The sequence below is a fragment of the Streptomyces sp. NPDC055013 genome, assembly GCF_053608645.1.
Genome location: NZ_JBSGVW010000011.1, coordinates 29,823 through 49,860, shown reverse-complemented (window position 1 = coordinate 49,860; position 20,038 = coordinate 29,823). Strand labels below are relative to the sequence as shown.

The window sequence follows — 20,038 nt, the reverse complement described above, 5'->3', positions numbered from 1 at the left end:
GGTAACAACGGCTCACACAATGAAGGGCCGGGACCACCGGGGCCGGGTCTACACCTACACGTACCCCGGCTCACTGTGGGCGACGAACTGCGTCAGGGATCGCTCCAGCAGATCCAGAAATTGCCGCAGATCATCAGCCACCCTGCCGAACTCGGGTTCATCCAGCGACGCCGTCCGCGTTCGTTGACCACCCCGCCAGGGCCAGCGACATAGGACAGGCCGCCCGCAGTTCGACCCGATGACCAGGCCAATGGCCTTGTGGTCCGCGCCGGCGTCGGCAGTGCCGTCTCCTGGAGTCGAAGAAGGGCATCGCCTGCTGCTTCGACGAAGTAGCCGTTGCAAACGTCCGGCCGTGAGACGTCGCCGATGCTGTCGCAGAAGGTGACCAGTTCAGCAGGGACGACACTCACTTGGGCAAGGGTGCGACCGTGACCTCATCGTCGTGGTCGGCTGGCCGGACCTCATCGGCGCCCGGGGAGAAGCCATACCGGCGATCGAACGAGAAGGAAGAACCGATGTCTTACCCCACGCCGCCGGGGAGCGACAACCCGTACGGGCAGCCGCCCCCGCAGAGTGGTTGGCAACCGCAATGGCAGGGGGCAGGCCCTGTGCCGTCGCAGACCCCGTCAGCGCCCCCGGGGCCACCGCAGCCTCATCCGGGGCCGCCTCAGTACGGCGCGTATGCCCAGCCCGGGATCCCTATGCCTGGGGCAGTGCCCCCCTCGGGTGGGGGTGGCGCTGCCCGGAAGGTGATCGGTGGTCTGCTCACCGTGTTCGGCGTGCTTGGCACCCTCGGTGGCGGAGCGTTGGCGGCGCACGCGTACAGCAACAGCCAGCAGGCGATTCCCAACTCCGCCTATGGGCCGACGCTGTGGCGCAACGAGACCACGAAAGTGCTCTTCCCGGAGACCGTCGGCGAACCGCCCAACTACACCCACGACGCGGCGGACAAGGAGGTCGCGCAGTGGAGCCGTATGGGCATCTCCGAGGACACGTCGTGTTCCAAGGGGCTCAGCGGAGAGACCAAGCAGACCGCGGAGCGGCTCGGCTGCGAGGCCGTTCTGCGTGCCACATACGTCGACCTCACCGGTGAGATGGTCGCCACCGTCGCGATCGTCGTGCTGCCGAAAGGTACGGCCGGCCAGGAGATGGGTGAGTACTTCGACGACCAGGAGTACGCGGACGTCCCTGACGCGGCCGTGGTGCCGTTCCCGGTGCCGGGCACGCTCGCCGCGAAGTGGCAGGAGAACAGGCGCAACGGCATGGGCGGAACCGCGCTGGGAGGCGACCAGCTCCCCTACGCCGTCGCTGTCACGACCGGCGCGGTCAATGGCCGTACGTCGGGCAACCTGCCTGGCGAATTCGGCAGTTACGGCGCGAACGACGAGGACAGGAAGCCCTGGATGGACGCGGGGAACGCGCTCAGCGAGAGCTTCTTCACCCATCTCCGAAACCTGGAAAGGTGAGCCACGCAGTGAAGCTTCGGACCGTACGCGCGACCTCGACCGCGGTCGTTCTCACCGGCTTGCTGTGCACGCTGGCCACGGCTCCCGCGCAGGCGGCCACGCCGGTCGGCTGGGAAGGCGCGGCACTCGGTCTGTCCGCGGCGCAGCAGTTGAGCCAGGGCGAAGGAGTGACGGTCGCCGTCCTCGACAGCGGTGTGTACGCGGACCATCCCGCGCTGAAGGGCAAGGTCACCACCGGGCCCGACTACCGCCAGGACGGGCTGAAGGAGGGCGACTCGGAGTGGGGGCAGCACGGGACCGCCATGGCCTCGGACGTCCTCAAGGTGGCCCCGAAGGCCAAGATCCTCTCCGTACGCGTCATCGACGACAAGCATCAGGAGGAGCGCAGCCAGGAGGAGTTGGAGGACGACTACCGGAATCGAGACGGCAACCCGATCGCCAAGGGCGTCAAGTACGCCGTCGACCAGGGTGCCGACGTGATCTCCATGTCGCTGGGCAGCGACGACTTGTTCTCCTCCTACGACGAGGATGAAGCCGCCGCCCTGGCCTATGCCGCACGCCAGGGCGTGACGGTGCTCGCCTCGGCCGGTAACTCCGGAGATGTCCTCAACGAGGTCTCGTACCCGGCCGGTTACGCCGGCGTGATTGCCGTCGCCGCCACACAGCAGAACGGCACGCGCGCCGTTTTCTCGACCGTGCACACCTACAACGACGTGGCCGCACCCGGCGTCGACATCGTCAGCGCGACGAACACCGGCGGCTACAAGCCGGGCGACGGCACCTCACCGGCCTGCGCGCTGGCCGCCGGCGTCGTGGCTTTGATGAAGGCGAAGAACCCCAAACTGACGCCCGCCCAGGTGAACAGCGCCCTCATCGCCACCACCCATCGCCCAGCGGGTGGCGGCAGCGCCCTGCTCGGCTACGGCCTGATCAACGCCGCCGCGGCGGTAAAGGCGGCCGCCTCCCCTTCCAAGGACGCGACAGCTCCGGTGGCGTACAAGGGCAAGGAGCACCTTGCTACTCCGGACGGCACACCGAAGACAACGCATCCGGAGATGGATCAGACGCTGTGGCTGACCGGCCTGGTCGCCGCAGGTGTGGGCCTGGCGCTTCTGGCCGGCGGTGCACTGCTGGCGTTGTCGGGCCGGCGCAAGTCGGCCGCACAGGCGCCCAGTGGGATGCAGCCTCTGGGGTCTTTCCCCGGCTGAGTCCCTCCGTCGTACGGAGAAGGCTCTCGTTGCCAGGATGTACGGCCCGGCAACGAGAGCTTTCTCCGTACGTCCGGGACGCGCGACGTGCCCCCCGGCGTCAGCGCGCCGCGTCCATGCGGAAAACCCCGCCCCGCGGGCGCTCCGGGGCCGTTGTCACGCGAAGAGCCCCACCAGCAGGCTGATGATGAGGCCGGTCACGGCCACCACGGTCGCGATGAGGTAGGGGCGGAACCGGCGCCGGCTCCACGGCTGCGTGGAGGAGAAACCGGTGGTGGCGCCCAGGACGCCGATCGTCAGGGGCATCAGGCCACCGAAGAACCAGGCGCAGCCGATGGCGATGGCGCCGACCCAGCCCCGGTCCAGCCTGTAGGAGGTGTCGCCGGTCTTGAGGGCCTCGATGACGAAGCCGCGCTGGTGCAGGGCATCGCTCTTGAGCTCGGCGTTGAGGTCCCTGACCGAGCCGTCGTCGGCGGTGAAGGTGCCGTAGCACCACCTGGTCTTCGTCTTCTTCCGTGAACTGCTCGACGTGCTCGAGCGGTACTTGTAGTCGACGGAGCAGGTCTCGACGGTGAGCTTGCCCGGGGTGGACGTGGCGTAGGTGTAGGGGCCGAGGTAGGCGCCGAGGGCCATGAGGACGACGCCTACGAGGATCAGGCCCGCGCCGATGAGGCGGCCGAGGTTCGTCCGGTCGCTCGGGGTGGCGGCGTTCGGCGCGGTGTTCCCGTGCACTTGGGTCATTGAGGGTTCCTCAGATGGGGTGGGGATGGGGATGCGGGTGTCACAGGACGAGGGCGCACACGAGCGCCGCCAGGGCGCCCAGGGTGAAGAGGCCGCCCAGGAGGGGGCCGGTGACCGACCGGGCCGGCAGGAGCTGCCAAGAGGCCGTGAGGCCGGGGCCGCCCAGGGCGCCGAAGCCGGTCAGGAGGCAGTAGATGCCGCAGGCCAGCACGGAGAGACAGAACGCGAGAATCGCGGCGTCGTCGCCGGGGTCCCGGTTCTGCGGTTGCTCGAAGGTGTCATCCACGTGCACCACGGGGATTTTCGACCCGGCTTCGAAACGCGATGAAGTTTCTATCACCACGTCTTCGTAGGTGGTCTCGGCGTCTTGTGCGCTCCATTTTCCGGCGCAGCTGAACGCGAGTTCGGTGGAACGCCTGTGCGTGCCGTAGTGGGTCTTCGTGTGTGTCTCACATGAAGAAACAGTGAGGGTTCCTTCGGTGCCGTCACCTGCGAGTTCACCGCGCAGTTCCGGAATGGTCACCGTGGCGACGACCGCGGCCACGAGGAGCAGTCCCAATCCGAGGAGTCGGCCCATCCACAGACTCCTCGTGCTGCCGTAAAGCGGCTGTGTTGTCACCACTCTTGGTGTCCCCTTGGATAACTTGACGATCTCTTGACTGGCGGTTTGGCGGGGCAGTGCGCGAGGAGTCTAAGGTATCGGTCTGTCGGTCAATATGAAGTGCAGCAAGGGTAGTTCGGGGGAGAGCCATGGAGTTCGACACCTTTAGCGTGGACACCGATGTACTGCGCAGGCAGGGCGGGAAGTTCGCCGATCTCGGGGGCGATTTCTCGACCGCCTCCAAGCGGTTTCAGGACGCCCTCGAAGGGCTTGGAGAGCCCTGGGCGGAGGCGGACTTCGGGGAGATCTTCGGCCAGGTCTACACGCCGATTCGCGATGGAATCTTCACATCGATGGACAGCCTTGCGGAACGTCTCCAGAAGATTGGGGACAACCTGCAGGACATGGCCCGCAACTACGACGGCTCGGATACGTCGAACGGCGGCCTGATGAACGGGATCTCCGGTCAACTCTAATTAAACTCGGGGGATATTGGCATGTCGCTCACACTTCCCGGTGAGCTTGTCTGGGTGCTTGACCTCCTCGGCTACACCTGGCCGGAGGTCGACGAGGAAGCGCTGCACAAGGTCGCCGAGGCCTGGCGGGCGTTCGGCGAGGACCTCGAAGAGATCCAGAGGGAGGGCGAAGGGTTAGCCCGCACTGTCGTCGCCCACAACTTCGGCACGGCTGTGGACGGGTTCAGCAAGGACTGGGGTGCCTACACCGGCGCGAGCGGTGAGGACCGCTACCTGCCGGATGCGAAAACCGCGTGCGAAGTGATCGCCTTCGCGTTCGACGTGGCCGCGGTGGCGGTGCTCACGGCAAAGCTGGCCGTGATCGCGCAACTCATCGCCCTGGCCATCGAGATCATCGCGGCGCAGGCGGCGGCTCCCTTCACCTTCGGACTGTCCGAGGTCGGTGCGCTGGGCGCGACGCAGGCCACGCGGCTGATCGTCCGAGAACTCCTGGACCGGCTCAAGAGGGAGGTCATGGAGGCGGTCACCAAAGCCATGGAGCACGCGACCATGGACGCCGTCAAGAAGATCGCGAAGGAGCAACTCAAGCAGCAGGTCGAGCAGTTCGTGCAGGAGAAGGTGGTCGACGCTGCCAAGGACAAGGCCAAGGAAGCTGCCATCGGAATGACGCAGAACGTCGGCCAACAGAGCATCGAGACCTACTTCGACGCGAGGTCCGGTGTCGACCTCGGCGAGACGGCGGGCGTAGCGACGACGGCGGCCGGTGACTATGTGGACGGCCTCAAGAACGAGGTCACCGGGGGTGAGGGATCGACCTTCGCCGACTGCGTGGACCCAGCCACGCACGTGAACAACGCCGTGGACGCCGCGACGGAACGGGTCAGCGGGGCGGCGGGCGACCGCGTACAGAACGGTGTCGACGCGATCAGCGGACGGGATGCCCACGCCGCGCAGGCGTCCGACGGCCCGGCGGCCACCGCCACCGTAGCGGCACCAGCGGGATCCGGCCCCTCCTCCGGGTCCTCGGGGTCTACCAGGACTGGGGCAACCGGGTCCGCGGGGGGTGCGGACGACTGGGCCCGCAACGAGTTCGGCTGACGTCGAGACATCGCCGGGCTGGGCGAGCAGCCCGAGCCCACGCACCTCAAGCGGGGCCTCGTGCGCTAGGTTTGTGAGGATGATCAAGTGGCGCGGGAGGTGGCTTTCCGGTGAGCAGAGACGACCGTAACCGGGAGACGCCTGCCGACCGGGCGAGGGCGTGCGTACCGGTGGACGAGGTACTGCGCGGCCAGCACGGGGTCTTCTTGGCCGGGCGGGCTCCGCAGCCCGGCTACTTCCGCCGACCGCGCGCCCTGCGATCCGAGCGCCGCACGCTCGGCAGCTGGTTGACGCTGCCCTTGAACGGGATAGCGACGCTCGCCGGCATTACCTGGAATCCGTTCGAGGCGTTCTTCGAAGCGGTGTTCTGGCGTGAGCCGAGCAAGAAGCCAAAGCCGGGCAAGCCCTTCCATGGCGGCTGGGACAGCATGGCCGGCCACCTGGCCCGCGCCACAGTGCCTCGTACCAAGAACGGCACGGCTGTCATGATGCAGATCACCGACCGGCGCCTGCAGCTTGTGTACGTGTCCCGCGTCCGCTCCTTCACGGGCACGCGTGGCCCGGTCGAGGTGGGGTGGGTTACTGATCTTCGTAACGTGACCCATGTGCGTGACCGAAGCGACGTGGCGGGCGGCGACCACGAAATTGGCTTTGTCGACGGTTCGTGGTGCTCGGTCCACTTTGGGGGCCATGGCTGGAGCCGTATGGCGTCGGCGTTCCCGGTAAGGCTGAGTCACCTCGATCCGATTCCTGGTTGAACGGGTAGGAATTCGGAGAATTGCGGACACAGGTGTTCAATTCTCTGCAAATGATGGTGAACGATCGAGTTCGCCAAGTCGGCGGCTTCTGAAAGGCCAACGTGCCGCAGTCGTTGCTGAGTTGAAACGGCCGACGAGGGACCGTGACTGGTCGTGTGTTGAAGCGTTCGCAGATGCGTTGGTAGGTTCACGCCGGTCGAGACACGCCGACCCTCCCCGACGAGGTATCCATTGGACAGCGCCGCGAACAATTCCGACAAGCGCGTAGATGACTCCGAGTTTCTGGAGATGACCCAGCAGGACGCTGCGCAGGCCAAGATCCTGCGGCAGTCCCTGGAGCATCTCGCATCGGGGCTGGGAGGCGCTGCGCTCAAGGAGATGGCTCAGGAGGTCCTCTCCGGACGGATGGGGCTGCGAGAGGCGGCCGATGTGTCGGCGTACGCCGAGGAGGCGGTGCAGCAGTCGGCGCCGCTGGCCGAGAAGTGGGCCTCCATGTCCGACAGTGAGCGTGAGGCGCTCGCCGCTGACGGAGAGCGCCGGCTCGAGGAGGAGCGGCGGCAGCTCGACGACGAGCGGCGTACGGAGTCGGAGAACCGTTCGGGTACGAAATCGCGTCACGACGGGCGCGGCTGGTCCTTGTACTGATCGGCCCTCGTGCTGAGCGGTCGTACCTGAAGGCGGCCGGCCGTGCCCGGCGGCCGGACCGCCGATCGATGAGCTGACGCAGGCGAGACGAGCTGATGCAGGCGATGGGGGAGATGTGAGCTTTCGAGTAGAACCCGGTGCGATCGACGGCTTCTCGAAGCTGGTGGGACGCGCCGCGGACGGCAGTGCGCAGGCTGTCTCGTACACCGGCACCCATGCGCAGATCGAGAAATCGGTCGGCGGTGAGGCCTGGGATCTGGTCGCGGGCGACCACGATCAGTACGTGAGCGAGGCCAAGAAGGCTCTGGAGAAGGTCAAGAGCCTGCTGGAGTCGTCCGAGAAGGAGCTGACCGGCACCGCCAAGTACTACCGGGAAACGGACAGCGGCGAGGCGGCCAAACTCGACGCCACCTACCCCGGTTCCAAGGTGTCGGACGGCGGTTCCGGGGGTGACCCGCAGGACTTCTCCGACGCCAGCGACGCCGCGGACACGCTGAAGCCGCCCGGTGATCCCAGTAACCCCATCGTCAAGTACGCGTCGGGCCATGCGGACGAGTACAAGATGAATCCCGTGCAGAAGACGCTCGGCAGCGTCCTCGACCTGGGCAGCCCCTCGGCGATGGCCGTGGAGGCGTCCAAGCTGCTCTTCGACTTCGACCCCTTCGGCGTCTGCACGAACTGGGTTCTCGGGGACTGGAACAAGTACAACGACTGCTCCGACGTATGGGGCAACCTCGCGTCGTTCTGCGACTCGGTGTCCGCGAATGTGCGCAAGGGCACCCAGAACGTGGGGCTGACCTGGGACGGCAATGCCGCGAACGCCGCCAGCGTGTATTTCGACGAGTTCACCAAGAAGCTCGACGAGATCAAGGAGACCTTCAAGTCCCTGCAGCAGTGTTATGCGCAGGCCGCGCAGATGGCGTTCCAGTTCGCGGAGTTCCTGAAGTCGTTCCTGGTGATGTTCTGCGACCTGCTCGTCATCTGGCTCGTGAACCTGCTCGCGGCGCAGGCCGTCAACGCGATCCCCGTCGGCGGGCAGGCCGCGTCGATCGCCATGTTCGCGCTGGCCGCGGCACAGGCCATCCGGCTCATGCAGATGTGGGCCGAGGCGGCCAAGGCCTTCGACACCTTCGCGTCGGCGCTGGCCGCGCTCGGCGTGGTCATGTCGGCAGCCGTCAACGGGTTCTCGGCGGCGGACGGGTTTCCGCAGGTGGGGACCGGTGGTTACGACCATGCCGCGGTATGAGGGCACCAGGGTATGAGCGGGCTTGACGGTATGAGCGGTGTGAACGGTATGGGTGGGATGCGCGCCAGGAGCCGTAGGAATGGCAGTAGTAGTAGAAGGAGAGAGCGGTCCGGGTCATGAGTTTCTTCGGTGGGGTCGGCGACCTCGAGCTCTTCCTTTCTCGGTGCCAGGTCCTGAGCGTCAGTTCGGTGCCGGTCTGCCTGGCAGCCATGGTCTTCTTCATCACGGAGGAGGGCTGGCATTTCAGCCTGCTTCTGTGCTGCGTCCTGCCGTTCATCGCCGCCTACCTGGGCGTCCGCGGCAAGCGGGAGATCCGTGCCGGGATGGCCGCGTCGGGGCTCGCTCTCGCCGTCGCTACGCTGCCGTTGTCGTTCGTATTGGCGTTCCTTGAGGGGGCGTAGCGCCAACTCCATGTGGTTTGTGGCGGTTTGAGTCACCGTGGAGCTGCCGGGCGTGACCGCTAAGCTGCACTGCCATGACTACGGGTAGCGGTGGAGCGGCCAACAGGCCTGAAGGGACGGGCGGGCAGCCGCAGTTCAGCGGTTCTTCCGGGGCGAGCGCGGACGAGTTGCGGGCGCAGTTCCATGGCCAGGGCCGATCGGGGCTCGTGGAGGAGCGGCGGCGCGAGGCGCGGCAGGCACGAGGGATGTACGCGGCGATCGCCGGGTTGGTCGCCGTGGTCTGCCTGGGTCTGATGGTCGTACGCCTCGGGCAAGGCGATGCGCTCGGCGTCTGGGTTGCCACCTATGGCGTGGGTGTGGCCCTGGGCGGCTGGGGTTTTGTGCTCGCCCGGGCCGGTCACACGCGGTGGGCGATGATGGTGGCGTGTATCGGGGGAGCGTTGGCGGCTGTCGGTGACAGCCCCGCATTCCGCTGAGGCGGGCCGGATGGGAGTCGCTGACTGATAGCCGGGGCTTCGGCTCAGCTACCGACCGGGGACCAGGCGGTGGCCGCCCGGACCGGCATCTGAGGACGACGTCGTCACGCCTGAGACGACGTCACGTCTGGGGGCGCCTGCTGCCGATCAGGTAGGCAAGGCCCCAGGCGGCGCCCGCGGCGAGCACGAGGCCGAGCAAGGAGAAGACGTCGACTCCGCCGGAGGCGTTGTCGCTCCACCATGCCTTAGCCGGGAAGAACGGCTCGTACCTCAGCAGGTCCCAGAGGGCCCCGCCCCCGTCACTCTCGGCGAAGACGAGCACGATGGCGTTGGTGTAGCCGAAGAACGCGCCGAGCGCCGCCGTGACGGCCCCACTTACATGGGCGCCAGTGCTGCGGTGACCCACCAGGCCGACCAACCAGCCGACGATCGCTCCGTTGAGCAGCGCGTGGCCCAGGTAGATGGTGTTGGCCGTCGTGACCGACTGGTCCTTGTACGTGGCCAGAACGAGACCGCTGTAGAGCAGCGAGACGATGACCGAGACAAAGAACCCGAGGAAGACCGCGCCCACCGGATGACCGCTCGTGCTCGGCCGTTGCCCGAAGGGGGGCGCCGCCTGGAACGGCGGTGCGGGGTACATGGGTTGCATCGGCGCCTGACCCGGGGCAGGCGGCGCTCCGTGGTGCAGCGGGGGCTGTGCCGGGACGGGCGGTGGCCCGGTCTGCACGGGGGGTTGGCCAGGCGCCTGCATCGGAGGCTGCCCCGGAGCCGGCGGGGGGCCGAACCCTGGTGACTGCTGCGGCGGGACGGGCTGGTTGTACGGGTTGCCGGCGGCGGCCTGTGGTGGCTGTGAAGGCTGCGGTGGCGGCTGGAACGGTGGCTGGCTCATTGAAATCCCACTGAGTGAATAGGTAAGAACAGCAAGTTATCAGTGAGATCGGGAGGGGGCGGTCGGAGGCGGAGCGGGCGGCGTGAAGGGCACCTGGCACTTGCAGTTTCCCGGCACTTGGACCGTCCTGGCCCTCGGACCACCCCCGGACCACCCGGGGCACGTCACCACTCCCCGCTGTACACGCTCTCCTCGTCGCCGTCCTCCTCGTCCATCAGCTGGTACCGCTCGTCCAGTTCGAGGATGAGTTCGCGCGCCCAGTCGGCGAGGAAGCGCGGGCAGCCCCAGACGTCCGCCGACCAGGCGCCCTCGGGAACTGGGAACGTCCCGGCCGCGTACAGGTGCTGGAGATGCGCGGCGAAGTCGAGCTCGTCCCACCGCCTGACGCGCTCGCTCGGGTGATCGTCGCCGTGCGGACAGTCGGCTTCGAGTGGTGCGGGGTCGACTGCGCGAAGCAGCGCGCGGACCTCGCGGCCGACGCCGTAAGGCAGATCGCGGACCTCGGTGACCCAGAGTGCCAGGAGCAGCAGGACCAGTTTCTCGTGCGGGTCATCCGTCGTGGCATGTCGGCGGGCAGCCCACAGCGCGAAGTTCTCCGCGCCCTCGTCGAAGGTGTCGGCGTCCGCCACGAACATGGTCAGCGCGACGATGTCGAGGGTCCCGTCGGGCCGTACGTACGTGCTGTCCATGGCGCTGGTGTCGCGTACCCCGAAATTCGACGTGTGCGCGGCGCGCAGCTCCGCGACCGCCTCTTCGGCGAGGCCGCGCAGATAGCGGGGGCACAGCCAGGGGTCGGGCGGATATGCGTCGAGGGTGTTCCGGAGCTCGGCCCGCCCTCCGGGGCTGCGCAAGTGGAAGCCGATCTCCGCGATGTCGGCCGACTCGAACTCCGGGTCCGGGTGCTCGTCGGCGTCGTGTGCGCATGTCGCGGGGTCACCAAGCTTCGGCAGGACGGTCTCCAGGCCCTCGATCATCGCGTCGAGGGCCGACCGTTCCGTGATCCGGTGAACGGCGTACCAGCAGCTCGCGTGCTGGGTGATGACGTAGCCCGCTCGTGCCGCCCTGGTCGCGAGCCAGTCCGCGCAGTTCGCGTTGGACTCAAGTTCGGCGGCGGGGTCCGAGTTGGGGTAGTCCCAGAGGGTTGCGGAGAGGCTCTTCACCGTTGATATGTGATCTACGGGTACGACCGCGGGGATGCCGTCGGCCGAGAATGGCCGGATCGTGTCGGCGGTGACGCGCGCGATCCCGGCGATGTTGGCCGGGCAGAAGTCGGCTTCGTTCCGGGGCGGTTCGGGCGAGTCGGTGATCAAGTACCCCGTGGGCAGCCCCGACCAGGCCGGGGTGTCCTCGGCCAGCGTGCCCAGGTCGTTCTCGTACGGGTGTGTCTCGTGCTCACAGCTTCGCCCACCGAGCGCCGACGCGGCGGCCGACAATGCCTCGACCGTCGCTCGCTCCGCCTCGGGACCGGGCTGCGCGACGAGGTACGGCATCATCTCCGCGAGTCCAGCCACCCATACGCGAGCGCCGTCGCCACCGGGATCGGCGAGGAGGCGACGTGCGCAGTCGAGCACGACGGGGTCGGCGGCTGCGGGGGCGCTGTCCGCTCGGACCCGGCGCCAGGTCCCGAGCAGTTCGGCCTGGCGAGGGTTGGCGTGGTGCGGGGTGTTGATCACGCCTCATGGTGACGCGTGATCGAATGTGGACGGTTGCCAGGGGCATGCTTGCATGTCGTCAGTGTCTGCTCAGGTTTGTCCGGACGCTGTCCGTCGTGTCGTCGCTCCACACCGTTTGACCTGCACGAACCGACCTCGCCATGATCTCCGGAGTCATTCGGGGCGCGAGCGCCATCTGTAGGAACGGGGCACCATTGAAGACGGACGCGAGCGGTGGGCGGAACCTGCGCAAGGGCGGAACGGGAGGTCCCGACATCGCAGGCCCAGGTGGCGCGAAACGGGGAGTCGGCAGCCGCGTAGGGTCCGGAGTGCTGGGCATCCTGGTCGTCCTCTTCGGCCTGATCCTCGTCGGCGTGGGCCACATGGAAGGCCCCGACAAAGTGTCCGGCGGCACGCAGGGGACGATCACCGTCGAGCAATGCCGCAAGGAGGCTTTCGGGGATGACATGGAGTGCTCCGGCAGCTTCCGATCCGACGACGGCACGGTCCGTCACGATGTGGAGGACTTCGAGCCCGGTGCGGACTACGGCCAGGGCGAGAAGGTCGAGGCGGTGGCATACGACTCGGACTGGTTCCGCCGCGGGTCCTTTGCGTCGTTCTACGTCGAGGCAGTGAAGAGCTGGTGCGTCGCCGCCTCGATGTTCGGTGTGGCGACGTTTCCGCTGAGCACCGCCTTCCGTTCCGGGAACCGGCCCATGCGCCGGGGGACGTTCATCACAGGCCTCAGCCTGCTCTTCGGCGGTCTGCTGGGCTGCGGTGTGTGTGCCCTCGTCAATTCGTGGCTTGTCTAGCGAGTGTCGGAGCTTGGCACCTCAACGCGTCGTCCGCAGGGGAGGGTTGTCGTTGGCGGTCGGCACCTGCAGCCAGGAGGTGAGTACATCGGCATCCAGCGCGAACAAAACGAGCGTCAAACGCGTCGGTCGGACTGTCGAGTCGGCTCCAGATGCGCACAGAGCCGTGGTGCCGGTGCACATACAGCTCGCAGTTCCGCACCGTCGAGGAGGGCGCGTCAGTCGTTGTGCAATGCATACGTCCAGGCTTCGGATTGGGCGCCGGCTGCGTCGATCTCCCCTATGGCATCCTCGATGTGCTGCCGGAACAAGTGGTCCTCGTCCCGGTTTTCCAATGTTCCGAGAATGCGACGTCCGGTGATCCACTGCGTGACCATGGCCAGGAAGCGGTCGAGGGACGTCGCAACGAGAAAGCCGTCGAGTCCGCTCTCGTCGGCGTTACGCGGCATGCGCAGGACGTGACCGGAGAGACCGTCGATCACGATCTCCGCGCGCATCCACAAGCCGATCTGGAAGAACGGGCCGTTGTCCGCGGGCTGTTCGACGTCCTTGGGCCAGGACAGTTCCCACAGGAACCTTTCGTAGTCGGGCTCCAGCCTGATTCCCTTTTCGTCCATGACGGGAAGACCGATGTCGGTGAGTACACGGCGGGCGGTCCCATCGGTCACTCCGGCCGGAAGACTTTCGGGGCGGGAACGTAGAACAGAGGCCTTGGGGAACAGCTTTGCCAAGTCGGCCGCGGTCGTCGGGGGCGCATTCATGGGCAGCGTGGGGCCTGCTGCGGTCAGTGCGCCGAGGAGCGGTGCCCCACGCAGTGGCCTGGGCGCGCGATCCGCCTTCGGGTCGGCGACTTCCACGGCGAAGACACCTCCTGGGCCGGCGAACACCGTCACGTTGGCAAGGCGCAGGGAAGCAGGCAGGAACTCGCCATCGAGCCCTTCCTCGCTCTCGTCGTGGGCGAGGATTTCGCTGCGGCTCACGGGTGCGGTGCGGCCTGTCGCCTGTGGCCAGGCCAGCGCATGCGTGGCTTCGCCCGGGAAGTCCTCGTCGAACCAAGGGCCCGCCACGAGCTCCGAGGTCTCGGCGTCCCACACGTATATCCCGCCACTGTCTGCCTGCGCGGCCACAGCCGGGCGGTCGCGCCAGCGCACCTCGAACAGAGTGCTGACCGGACCGGGTTCGAGGTATCGCGGGTCGTACCCACCCGGTGGGCGCCAATGGGTCCATCGGGCCTTCCAGCGGAGACGTACGCCGGATTGTTCGATGGCGGCGGACAGCTCGGTGTCTCTGCGCGCCATCGCAGTCAGGTGCAGCCACGCTGCCCACTCGCCCTGATCCGTCGGCGCCACACCGTACATCCACAAGTACACTGCGTCGGCTGCCGCGTTCGAACCGGGAACCGAACCGTCATGCGCGCAGTGAGCGGCGTCCAGCAGGGCGTTCTGCGGAAGGTTGGCCAGCACGCCGCCATCGCGCAGCAAGGCGTCGAACTCGCCCGCTTGTACCGCGTGCATGGCCAGACCATGCGCGGCGTAACGACCCAGCGGACCGGACGCGGCCCAGCCGTCCGGATGCCGTAGCTGAGGAGCGAGCCCTCGCAGCCACCGGACCATATGGCTGTTCACATGCGCGCTCAACTCCTCCGGCGTCTCACGACGCAGTACTTCCGCCACGGCTTCGTCAGCGAAGGAGACGTCCGCGTCGGTGACGGTGACGAGCCCGGAGAACCGGTCGGCAAGCTCGCGCAGTGACGCCTCTTCGAAATCCGGGGCCCCGGCGGCCTGGGCCAACTCGCTCCACGCTTCCCAAGGCACACGTCGCGGCTCGGACAGAGCCAGCGCGCGCAGGTGCAGGGACTGCGCGGCGGTCGCGGCGGCAGCCGCGAATGCGTTCCGCGGACCGTCGGGAGAGGTGTCGTCCAGCCAGAGCGAGCCTACGCTGCGGCGACGTGCCAGGAACCGGTGGCGGCGCATCGACCACCACGCTCGGTTCTGTGAGGGCGAGCGTCTCCGCGGCGTGGTCGCACACCAGAGCCGGCTGGGCGGACCTGCGGGTGAGCCCGGCCCGTCCCGCGTGCGTGATCAGAACCAGCTTGCCGTTCCCATGCCGGCGCGTGGCTTGGTGCCAAGCCCAGGGCTGCGCTCTGTCATCGGGCACCCCGATCAGGCTGAGAGCGTTTCGGAACACTTCTTCCGCAGTGGCTCCCGTGGCATCGAGCAGCACGCTCTGGGGGATGTGCCGGTGTGCTTCCTCAAGAACGCCCGTACCGTCGGTGAGGCTGACGACGTCCAAGCGCTTCTTCTTGGGGGTGCCGTCGTCCCACCAGTCACGTACCTGGGCGACGGCCTGGGCCGGAGTAAAGCGTTGGGGGTCTGGGGAGGGCTCGGACATGGGGCTCCCTACTGCGGCGGATCGACGTGCAGCATAGCCTTCGCCCAAACCGATCCGATGGCTGAGAGGTGGTCATCCATCTCCCTCTGCATATCCCTTTCGTTCGCGGTGCGTATTTTCTTCACCCTGGTACTGATCTGCTGGTCGCTGAGCCCGCTGTTCTCCTGTTGGCTCTTCAACTTCGTGCGCTCCGCGTCCCGGTCGGCAACGCCCTGGGGGTCGGTCCGGTAGGTGGTGCTGTAGTAGACGGGTGTCTTTCCGTCCTTGAAATCCGGATGCGTACGCAGCCGTGTCGAGCAATCGGCATGCCCCTGTCCGGAACCGCAAGGCCCACGCTCGGTGTAGAGGCCTGCCACCCGGTACTTCTGGCCGTCCGGACCGGAGTTCGTCCTGTCGAACCAGTCGAGTAGACGTTTCTCCGAGTGCCGCGGACTGACACCGCTGCTGTCCGCCGGGGACCGAGGAGTCGACGACGAAGGTGCTGTTTCCGTTGTTGTCCACGACTTCGATGACGGCGTAGTTCTTACCGGAGAAGTCTGGTTTGTGGGGGGCCAAGGCGTCGATGAGGGCATTGACGTTGTCGTTGCTCGGATTGGCCTTCTTCTGCCCGGTGAGTCGATGATGGAGTTCCGAGATGTTCTTGTTGGTCTCCGGATCCGAACGGTACATCTTGGGGAATTTTGCGTTGGCCTCGTCCCGGGCCTCGGCGCTGACCGCCCGGTCGCTGTCGCTGGCCACGTCGTCCGTGCCGTCAGACCGTTTGGACCCGGCGTACGGGCGTCCCTCCCGGTCGTGCTCGGGGTTGTGCCCCACTCCCTGGCTTTCGTGGTACCCGAGGCTGAGTCGGGCGAGCGAGGCGACGACGGCGTACCGTTGACCGTCGTTCATCTGACGGAAGTCTTCGCCCAGGGCGTCTTCCAGTTCCTGTCGCGTGAACGCCGTGGCCGGGAGGTCCGTTTCGCCGTTCTCACGGGCCTGGTTGTACGCGTCCATCCGGTCCGCGGCGGTCTGCAGGAGGGGCGTCAGACGGCCTGCGTCCGCCCAGTTCCTGAGACTGTCGTGCACCGGGTCCAGCCCGATGCGGTACACCTTCAGGCCACGCGGAGCGTCCGGGTCGTAGGCCTTGTGCGTGTCCTGGTCGTCGCTCTGGTAATTGCGCACCGCCTGTTGGGGCGAGTCCGGCGGAAGGTTGCTGTGCTCCTCCGCCCTGTCCTCCGGTTTGGGCAACGACTTATTGCGCTCTTCCCGAGTCGGATCGTCAGGCAGATTCTGATCGTCCTTTTTCGGATCCGCGCCTGCCGGCTCCTCCGATGGCCGTCGGTCGGTTCCGGCGGCGGAGGCAGGGGTGCCTCGGTCGGCCTGGTTGGAGCTGTCGGGTCGTGAGCGGTCGCCTGCGGACGCACTGCCGGGCGAGACCGGTTCCCTGTTCCGGTCCAGGGGAATCGCGAAGACCCCGTTGTCCCCGCTGTGCAGCGGCTTCGAACTCTGCTGCCCCGTCTGGGCGTCGATGTAGGTGATCTTGCCGTTGTGGTTGACGGCGTTCCACGCGTGCGCCCGCCCGTTGACGTCCTGCGTGATGATCACGGCCTGTGAGCCGTGGCCGCTGTTGCGGAGGGTGTTCTCCAGGCGGTTGAAGGCGTCGCGTCCGTTGCCCATGTCGCTGAAGCGGGCGCCGAGGGTGTTCTCGATGCGGTCGCGGCCGCCCTCTTCGCCGCGGTCCGAGGGGTTGCCGTCGGCGTCGTGGTCGGGGGTGCGTGCGCCGGCGGCTGTCGGGTTGCCGGCGTAGGTGTCGACTGTGGACAGGGCTGTGTCCACGCAGTTGTTGTTGCGGCGTAGGGCGTCTCGTCCCTCGCCGTTGATGTGCTCGACCCTGCGGCCATCTGCCGGGTCCGGGGGTCGGGTCGGGTCGCCGTTCTCGTCTCGGGGGGACCGAGTTCTCCAGGGCGTCCTGCTCGGTGCGGCTGGGGTCGGTGACGCCGCCCGGGGCATGGCGAGCCGCTGGCCGGCGGTGGCCCCTCCTCCGGCCCGTCCGAGCCGGGGCGCTCGGAGGGCGAGAGCTCGCAGTCCGGGAAGAAGAACCAGGGGCGGCACAGCGGCGGGTTCTCGCTGTACTGATCACGCCGCACGACGTACGTCTCATGCCGGGCGGATCACGACTGGTGCTGCTTCCGGTTGGCAACCACGATTGCTGCCGCCGGGCGGAGCGGGCTGAGACCGCCCGGCGGCGTCCGTGTGCCGTCAGGCAGCCAGCTTGGGCTGTGACATGGACGAGCACCGAGGAATGGTGCCAGCGGCGGGCGCGCCGACCAGATGCGCGTCGGGCGTGCCTAGGGGGACGGTGACCGGAGCGGTCGGCCCTTCGGGCAGGGGGAGGGGATCGACGGTCACCGCGCTGATGCCGGTGCCGGGCACGGGCAGCCCCGGTCTGTCAGGCCAGGTCGAGGCCGAGCCCGTGGCGGATGGCCTCGGCGTACTCGGGCAGGCCGTCCTCGACGAACGCGGTCTCCAGCAGGGCGGCGCGCCGCAGGGCGGGTGCCTGAGTGCGGGTCAACAGGCGGGCCGTACGAAGGTACGTGCGGGCCGGTGCGCCGAGTTCCTCGATCGGTACGGCCTCGACTGCGGCACGCAATGGAACCGGATCGGCATGGACGAACAACCCCGGGTCCGTGAGGAGTTGGGGAAGCAGGCCCGCCTCCAGGGTGTGGCCTGCGATGTGGTCGCATACGTAGGGGTCGGCCTTGCTCCAGTCCTGTTCTGGGACGGCCTCCAGGAGCGCCATCGCGATCTGGGTCTGGGCCGCGCGTATGTTCGGCAGGCCGGCGCGGATCTCGTGGCCAATGGCCGGATGGAGCAGCCGGATCAGGCTACGCCCATTGTGTCCCTCGGCCCCGTCAGGCTTGGGCGACTCGACGAATGGTTCCCACAGTGCACTGCTGCTTGCGATGACTTCGCTCATGTCTTTGCCCGCAAGGGCGTTGACGAGGGGCGCCCAGATGTCGACAGGCAGACCGTTGCCCTCCGCCAAGGCCAAGGGCGTCAGCAGGTGACGCAGGGTCTGCGGATCCGTTCCGAGGCGGCGAGCGTGCAGGTCGAGCGCCTGGCCTATGGATGAGGGGAGGAAAGCCTCGTCGTGCAGGGCGAAAGTGCCCAGACTCGCCAGGACGCTGTGCACGGCGAGTTGCACGGTCAACGGATTGGTCCCCGCTCGGCGTCCGATCGCCGCAGCTAGAGACCGTCTCGTCGAAGGGTCGGTGGTGAACGGCAGCTCCGGAGCGCCGTGACGGGGACTGAGCAGTGCTTCCGCCTGAAGCACAAGAGCCCCGGGGTCTGCCCACTGCGGTGTGTCGAGATCGATGACCTGGACGGTGCTTGTGGGGAGGTCCGCTGCGAACTCGTCCGCGAGCCGACGCGGCATCTCGGTGAGCAGGCGGACCGTCTCGACGGCGGCGAGCGGCTTGAGTACCTCTCGCATGAGCCGGTCCGGTTCTCCCGCAGCACGTACCGGTCCGGCCCGATCCACGTCCGGCACGACCACGGAAACGGGGCTCGCCAGGGTGGCCAGCTCGGTGAACACGTCCGATACGTCTTCGGCCGCCAGGCCGAAATGATCGGCGAGAAGCCAGACGACCTGAGCCGCGGTCAACCCCGCCGCCCCTGGCACGGCGGGCGCGGGCAGCTCAGGCGGCACGGTTGACGGGTCCAGGTCGTCCAGCTGGAGCCGCTTGCGGAACTCCGGGTCGCACAGCATCAGGAACCCGGTGATCAGATGCGAGCGACCGCTGCCCGGCGTTCCCGTCAGGACCAGCACACGCGGGGTGCCGGGCCGCTCCGTCCGCCAGGCAGCGAGGGCACGCAGCACTGCCGTGCGGCCGCCTATGTAGGGATGCGGTGCGTAGCCATCGGTTGTGCCGGCCATGGATATCAGTCCTGGTGGGAGTGTTGAGAGTGGTGGGGCGGTCGGGGGGAACGATGCTGCGGGCTGGCCCGGGTGGGCTCGCCCGGCCGTCAGGTGTTCTGCGTGAGGTTCTTCCGGTACAGGGCGATGGCCTGCTCGGTCGGGTAATTGGGGACGGTGACGGTTTCGCCGGACTCCTTCGACACCACGATCTTGGCTCCGCCGGGAGGGGCGGGCTGCGGTCGGCCGGATGCGTCCGTGCTGGGCGGGAAGACCGCGTAGACCAGGTAGCCGATGTCGAACTCGTGGACATTGAGTTCGGCGGGGGTGCCGTCGGGGAGTTTGGGCTGGGCGTAACGTGCGCGGACGATCTGGACGGCTTCGTCCGGGGTGGTGGGCGGGGTGTCGGGCGCCATGGGTGTCCTGTTCGCTGTTCGGGTTGTGGCCGGCTGGTGCGTTGGCTAGGTGGGGAACTCGTCGTACCAGCTGCCGTCGAGGAGGTACTTGGGCAGGTATTCGGACTCGACTCCGACGGTGAATCCCGAGTCCAGGGCCAGGCAGGCGATGGCCAGGGGGCCGAGGGCGATGAGTCCGTCGGAGTCGCGGGCCAGCTCCTCGTCGCGGGTCCAGTAGTCCTTGTGCCATTCGATGGTCCTGGCCAGCTCGGTGTTGAACCGGTCCTGGTCGCCGCGTACGACCTGGGTCAGGAGGTTCATGGGTGGGTACATGAGGTTGAGCACGGCGCTTCGCGACGCGGGACGGAGCACCTCGGGATCGGTGCCGTCCACTGCGGCGAGCAGTTTGTCGCCGAGGTCCGGCCGCTTGAGCCAGTACGCCTGCAGCGCTTCGACCCAGGAGTACATGTACTCGTCGAAGCCACCCGCTTCGCGTAGCAGGGAAACGGGCACCTGGCACAGGTCGTTCGTGCGCTGCCTCTCACGGCACACGCAGGACAGCCAGAAGGCGGTGAGCCAGTTCCCCGCGTCGACCCAAGGCCCGGTGCCGGAACGGAACACGTACTTCTTGTGGCCGACCTGGCATTCGAAGGTCGGTGTCGTGGCGCGGGCCGCGACGAAGAGGGCGTGGCCGATCTGCATCGCGGTGACACAGGCTTCCCAGGTCTCCACCTTGTCGGCCTCGGGATCCCCGGAGCAGTGCCTGTCGAGGGCGGTGGTCGCCGAGCTCAAGGCCATGGAGAACCACTCGGGGGTCTCCTTGAGGTCCTCGAGCTCACCCTCCAGCCTTCGCGCGAGTACCTTCAGCACCTGAGGCAAAGCCCCCGT

20 protein-coding genes are annotated in these 20,038 nt (G+C 67.5%); 10 read left to right on the top strand and 10 right to left on the bottom strand.

Annotation, left to right across the window (positions count from 1 at the left end; all coding sequences use genetic code 11):
* Positions 1-92: 92 nt before the first annotated feature.
* Positions 93-410: a hypothetical protein gene (locus tag ACWGDB_RS16400; protein WP_453823073.1), complete on the bottom strand. Its 318-nt coding sequence runs from the start codon at positions 408-410 to the stop codon at positions 93-95.
* Positions 411-779: 369 nt separating this feature from the next.
* Between ACWGDB_RS16400 and ACWGDB_RS16395 the strand changes: the two genes are divergently transcribed.
* Both ACWGDB_RS16395 and ACWGDB_RS16390 read left to right on the top strand, forming a co-directional pair.
* On the top strand, positions 780-1,466 hold the full coding sequence (locus ACWGDB_RS16395; RefSeq protein WP_453823072.1) for a hypothetical protein: 687 nt from the start codon (positions 780-782) through the stop codon (positions 1,464-1,466).
* Between the two features lie 8 nt (positions 1,467-1,474).
* Positions 1,475-2,674 (top strand): S8 family peptidase, encoded by a 1,200-nt coding sequence (locus tag ACWGDB_RS16390; protein WP_453823071.1) that lies wholly within the window; start codon positions 1,475-1,477, stop codon positions 2,672-2,674.
* A 156-nt stretch (positions 2,675-2,830) separates the two neighbouring features.
* On the opposite strand, the gene ACWGDB_RS16385 is transcribed toward ACWGDB_RS16390, so the two are convergent.
* Positions 2,831-3,415, bottom strand: coding sequence for a hypothetical protein (locus ACWGDB_RS16385; protein ID WP_453823070.1), 585 nt, complete (start codon positions 3,413-3,415; stop codon positions 2,831-2,833).
* Positions 3,416-3,455: 40 nt separating this feature from the next.
* Positions 3,456-3,959 (bottom strand): hypothetical protein, encoded by a 504-nt coding sequence (locus tag ACWGDB_RS16380; protein ID WP_453823069.1) that lies wholly within the window; start codon positions 3,957-3,959, stop codon positions 3,456-3,458.
* Between the two features lie 206 nt (positions 3,960-4,165).
* Between ACWGDB_RS16380 and ACWGDB_RS16375 the strand changes: the two genes are divergently transcribed.
* The 7 genes from ACWGDB_RS16375 to ACWGDB_RS16345 all read left to right on the top strand — a co-directional run bounded on the left by ACWGDB_RS16375 (position 4,166) and on the right by ACWGDB_RS16345 (position 9,116).
* A complete protein-coding gene (locus tag ACWGDB_RS16375) occupies positions 4,166-4,492 on the top strand; it encodes a hypothetical protein (RefSeq protein ID WP_453823068.1) in 327 nt (108 codons plus the stop codon).
* A 21-nt stretch (positions 4,493-4,513) separates the two neighbouring features.
* Positions 4,514-5,590, top strand: a complete 1,077-nt coding sequence (locus ACWGDB_RS16370) for a WXG100-like domain-containing protein (protein WP_453823067.1) — start codon at positions 4,514-4,516, stop codon at positions 5,588-5,590.
* A gap of 110 nt (positions 5,591-5,700) precedes the next feature.
* Positions 5,701-6,348, top strand: a complete 648-nt coding sequence (locus ACWGDB_RS16365) for a hypothetical protein (protein ID WP_453823066.1) — start codon at positions 5,701-5,703, stop codon at positions 6,346-6,348.
* A 288-nt stretch (positions 6,349-6,636) separates the two neighbouring features.
* Complete coding sequence (locus tag ACWGDB_RS16360) at positions 6,637-6,993, top strand: hypothetical protein (RefSeq protein ID WP_453823065.1); 357 nt, start codon at positions 6,637-6,639, stop codon at positions 6,991-6,993.
* Positions 6,994-7,108: 115 nt separating this feature from the next.
* Positions 7,109-8,239: a hypothetical protein gene (locus ACWGDB_RS16355; RefSeq protein WP_453823064.1), complete on the top strand. Its 1,131-nt coding sequence runs from the start codon at positions 7,109-7,111 to the stop codon at positions 8,237-8,239.
* A gap of 116 nt (positions 8,240-8,355) precedes the next feature.
* Entirely contained in the window at positions 8,356-8,640 is a 285-nt protein-coding gene (locus tag ACWGDB_RS16350; protein WP_453823063.1) for a hypothetical protein, read from the top strand.
* A gap of 74 nt (positions 8,641-8,714) precedes the next feature.
* A complete protein-coding gene (locus tag ACWGDB_RS16345) occupies positions 8,715-9,116 on the top strand; it encodes a hypothetical protein (protein WP_453823062.1) in 402 nt (133 codons plus the stop codon).
* Between the two features lie 121 nt (positions 9,117-9,237).
* On the opposite strand, the gene ACWGDB_RS16340 is transcribed toward ACWGDB_RS16345, so the two are convergent.
* Both ACWGDB_RS16340 and ACWGDB_RS16335 read right to left on the bottom strand, forming a co-directional pair.
* A complete protein-coding gene (locus ACWGDB_RS16340; protein ID WP_453823061.1) occupies positions 9,238-9,756 on the bottom strand; it encodes a hypothetical protein in 519 nt (172 codons plus the stop codon).
* A 413-nt stretch (positions 9,757-10,169) separates the two neighbouring features.
* Complete coding sequence (locus tag ACWGDB_RS16335; RefSeq protein WP_453823060.1) at positions 10,170-11,678, bottom strand: hypothetical protein; 1,509 nt, start codon at positions 11,676-11,678, stop codon at positions 10,170-10,172.
* 308 nt (positions 11,679-11,986) lie between these two features.
* On the opposite strand from ACWGDB_RS16335, the gene ACWGDB_RS16330 reads away from it, so the two are divergent.
* Positions 11,987-12,469 (top strand): hypothetical protein, encoded by a 483-nt coding sequence (locus ACWGDB_RS16330; protein WP_453823059.1) that lies wholly within the window; start codon positions 11,987-11,989, stop codon positions 12,467-12,469.
* Between the two features lie 218 nt (positions 12,470-12,687).
* Here the strand turns inward: ACWGDB_RS16330 and ACWGDB_RS16325 are convergent, their stop codons facing one another.
* The 5 genes from ACWGDB_RS16325 to ACWGDB_RS16305 all read right to left on the bottom strand — a co-directional run bounded on the left by ACWGDB_RS16325 (position 12,688) and on the right by ACWGDB_RS16305 (position 20,020).
* Complete coding sequence (locus ACWGDB_RS16325; protein WP_453823058.1) at positions 12,688-14,442, bottom strand: SUKH-4 family immunity protein; 1,755 nt, start codon at positions 14,440-14,442, stop codon at positions 12,688-12,690.
* A 490-nt stretch (positions 14,443-14,932) separates the two neighbouring features.
* Entirely contained in the window at positions 14,933-16,675 is a 1,743-nt protein-coding gene (locus tag ACWGDB_RS16320) for a toxin glutamine deamidase domain-containing protein (RefSeq protein ID WP_453823057.1), read from the bottom strand.
* Positions 16,676-17,288: 613 nt separating this feature from the next.
* Positions 17,289-18,776 (bottom strand): ATP-binding protein, encoded by a 1,488-nt coding sequence (locus ACWGDB_RS16315; RefSeq protein WP_453823056.1) that lies wholly within the window; start codon positions 18,774-18,776, stop codon positions 17,289-17,291.
* A gap of 89 nt (positions 18,777-18,865) precedes the next feature.
* Positions 18,866-19,171, bottom strand: a complete 306-nt coding sequence (locus ACWGDB_RS16310) for a hypothetical protein (RefSeq protein WP_453823055.1) — start codon at positions 19,169-19,171, stop codon at positions 18,866-18,868.
* Between the two features lie 45 nt (positions 19,172-19,216).
* Positions 19,217-20,020, bottom strand: coding sequence for an immunity 49 family protein (locus ACWGDB_RS16305; RefSeq protein WP_453823054.1), 804 nt, complete (start codon positions 20,018-20,020; stop codon positions 19,217-19,219).
* Between the last annotated feature and the right edge of the window lie 18 nt (positions 20,021-20,038).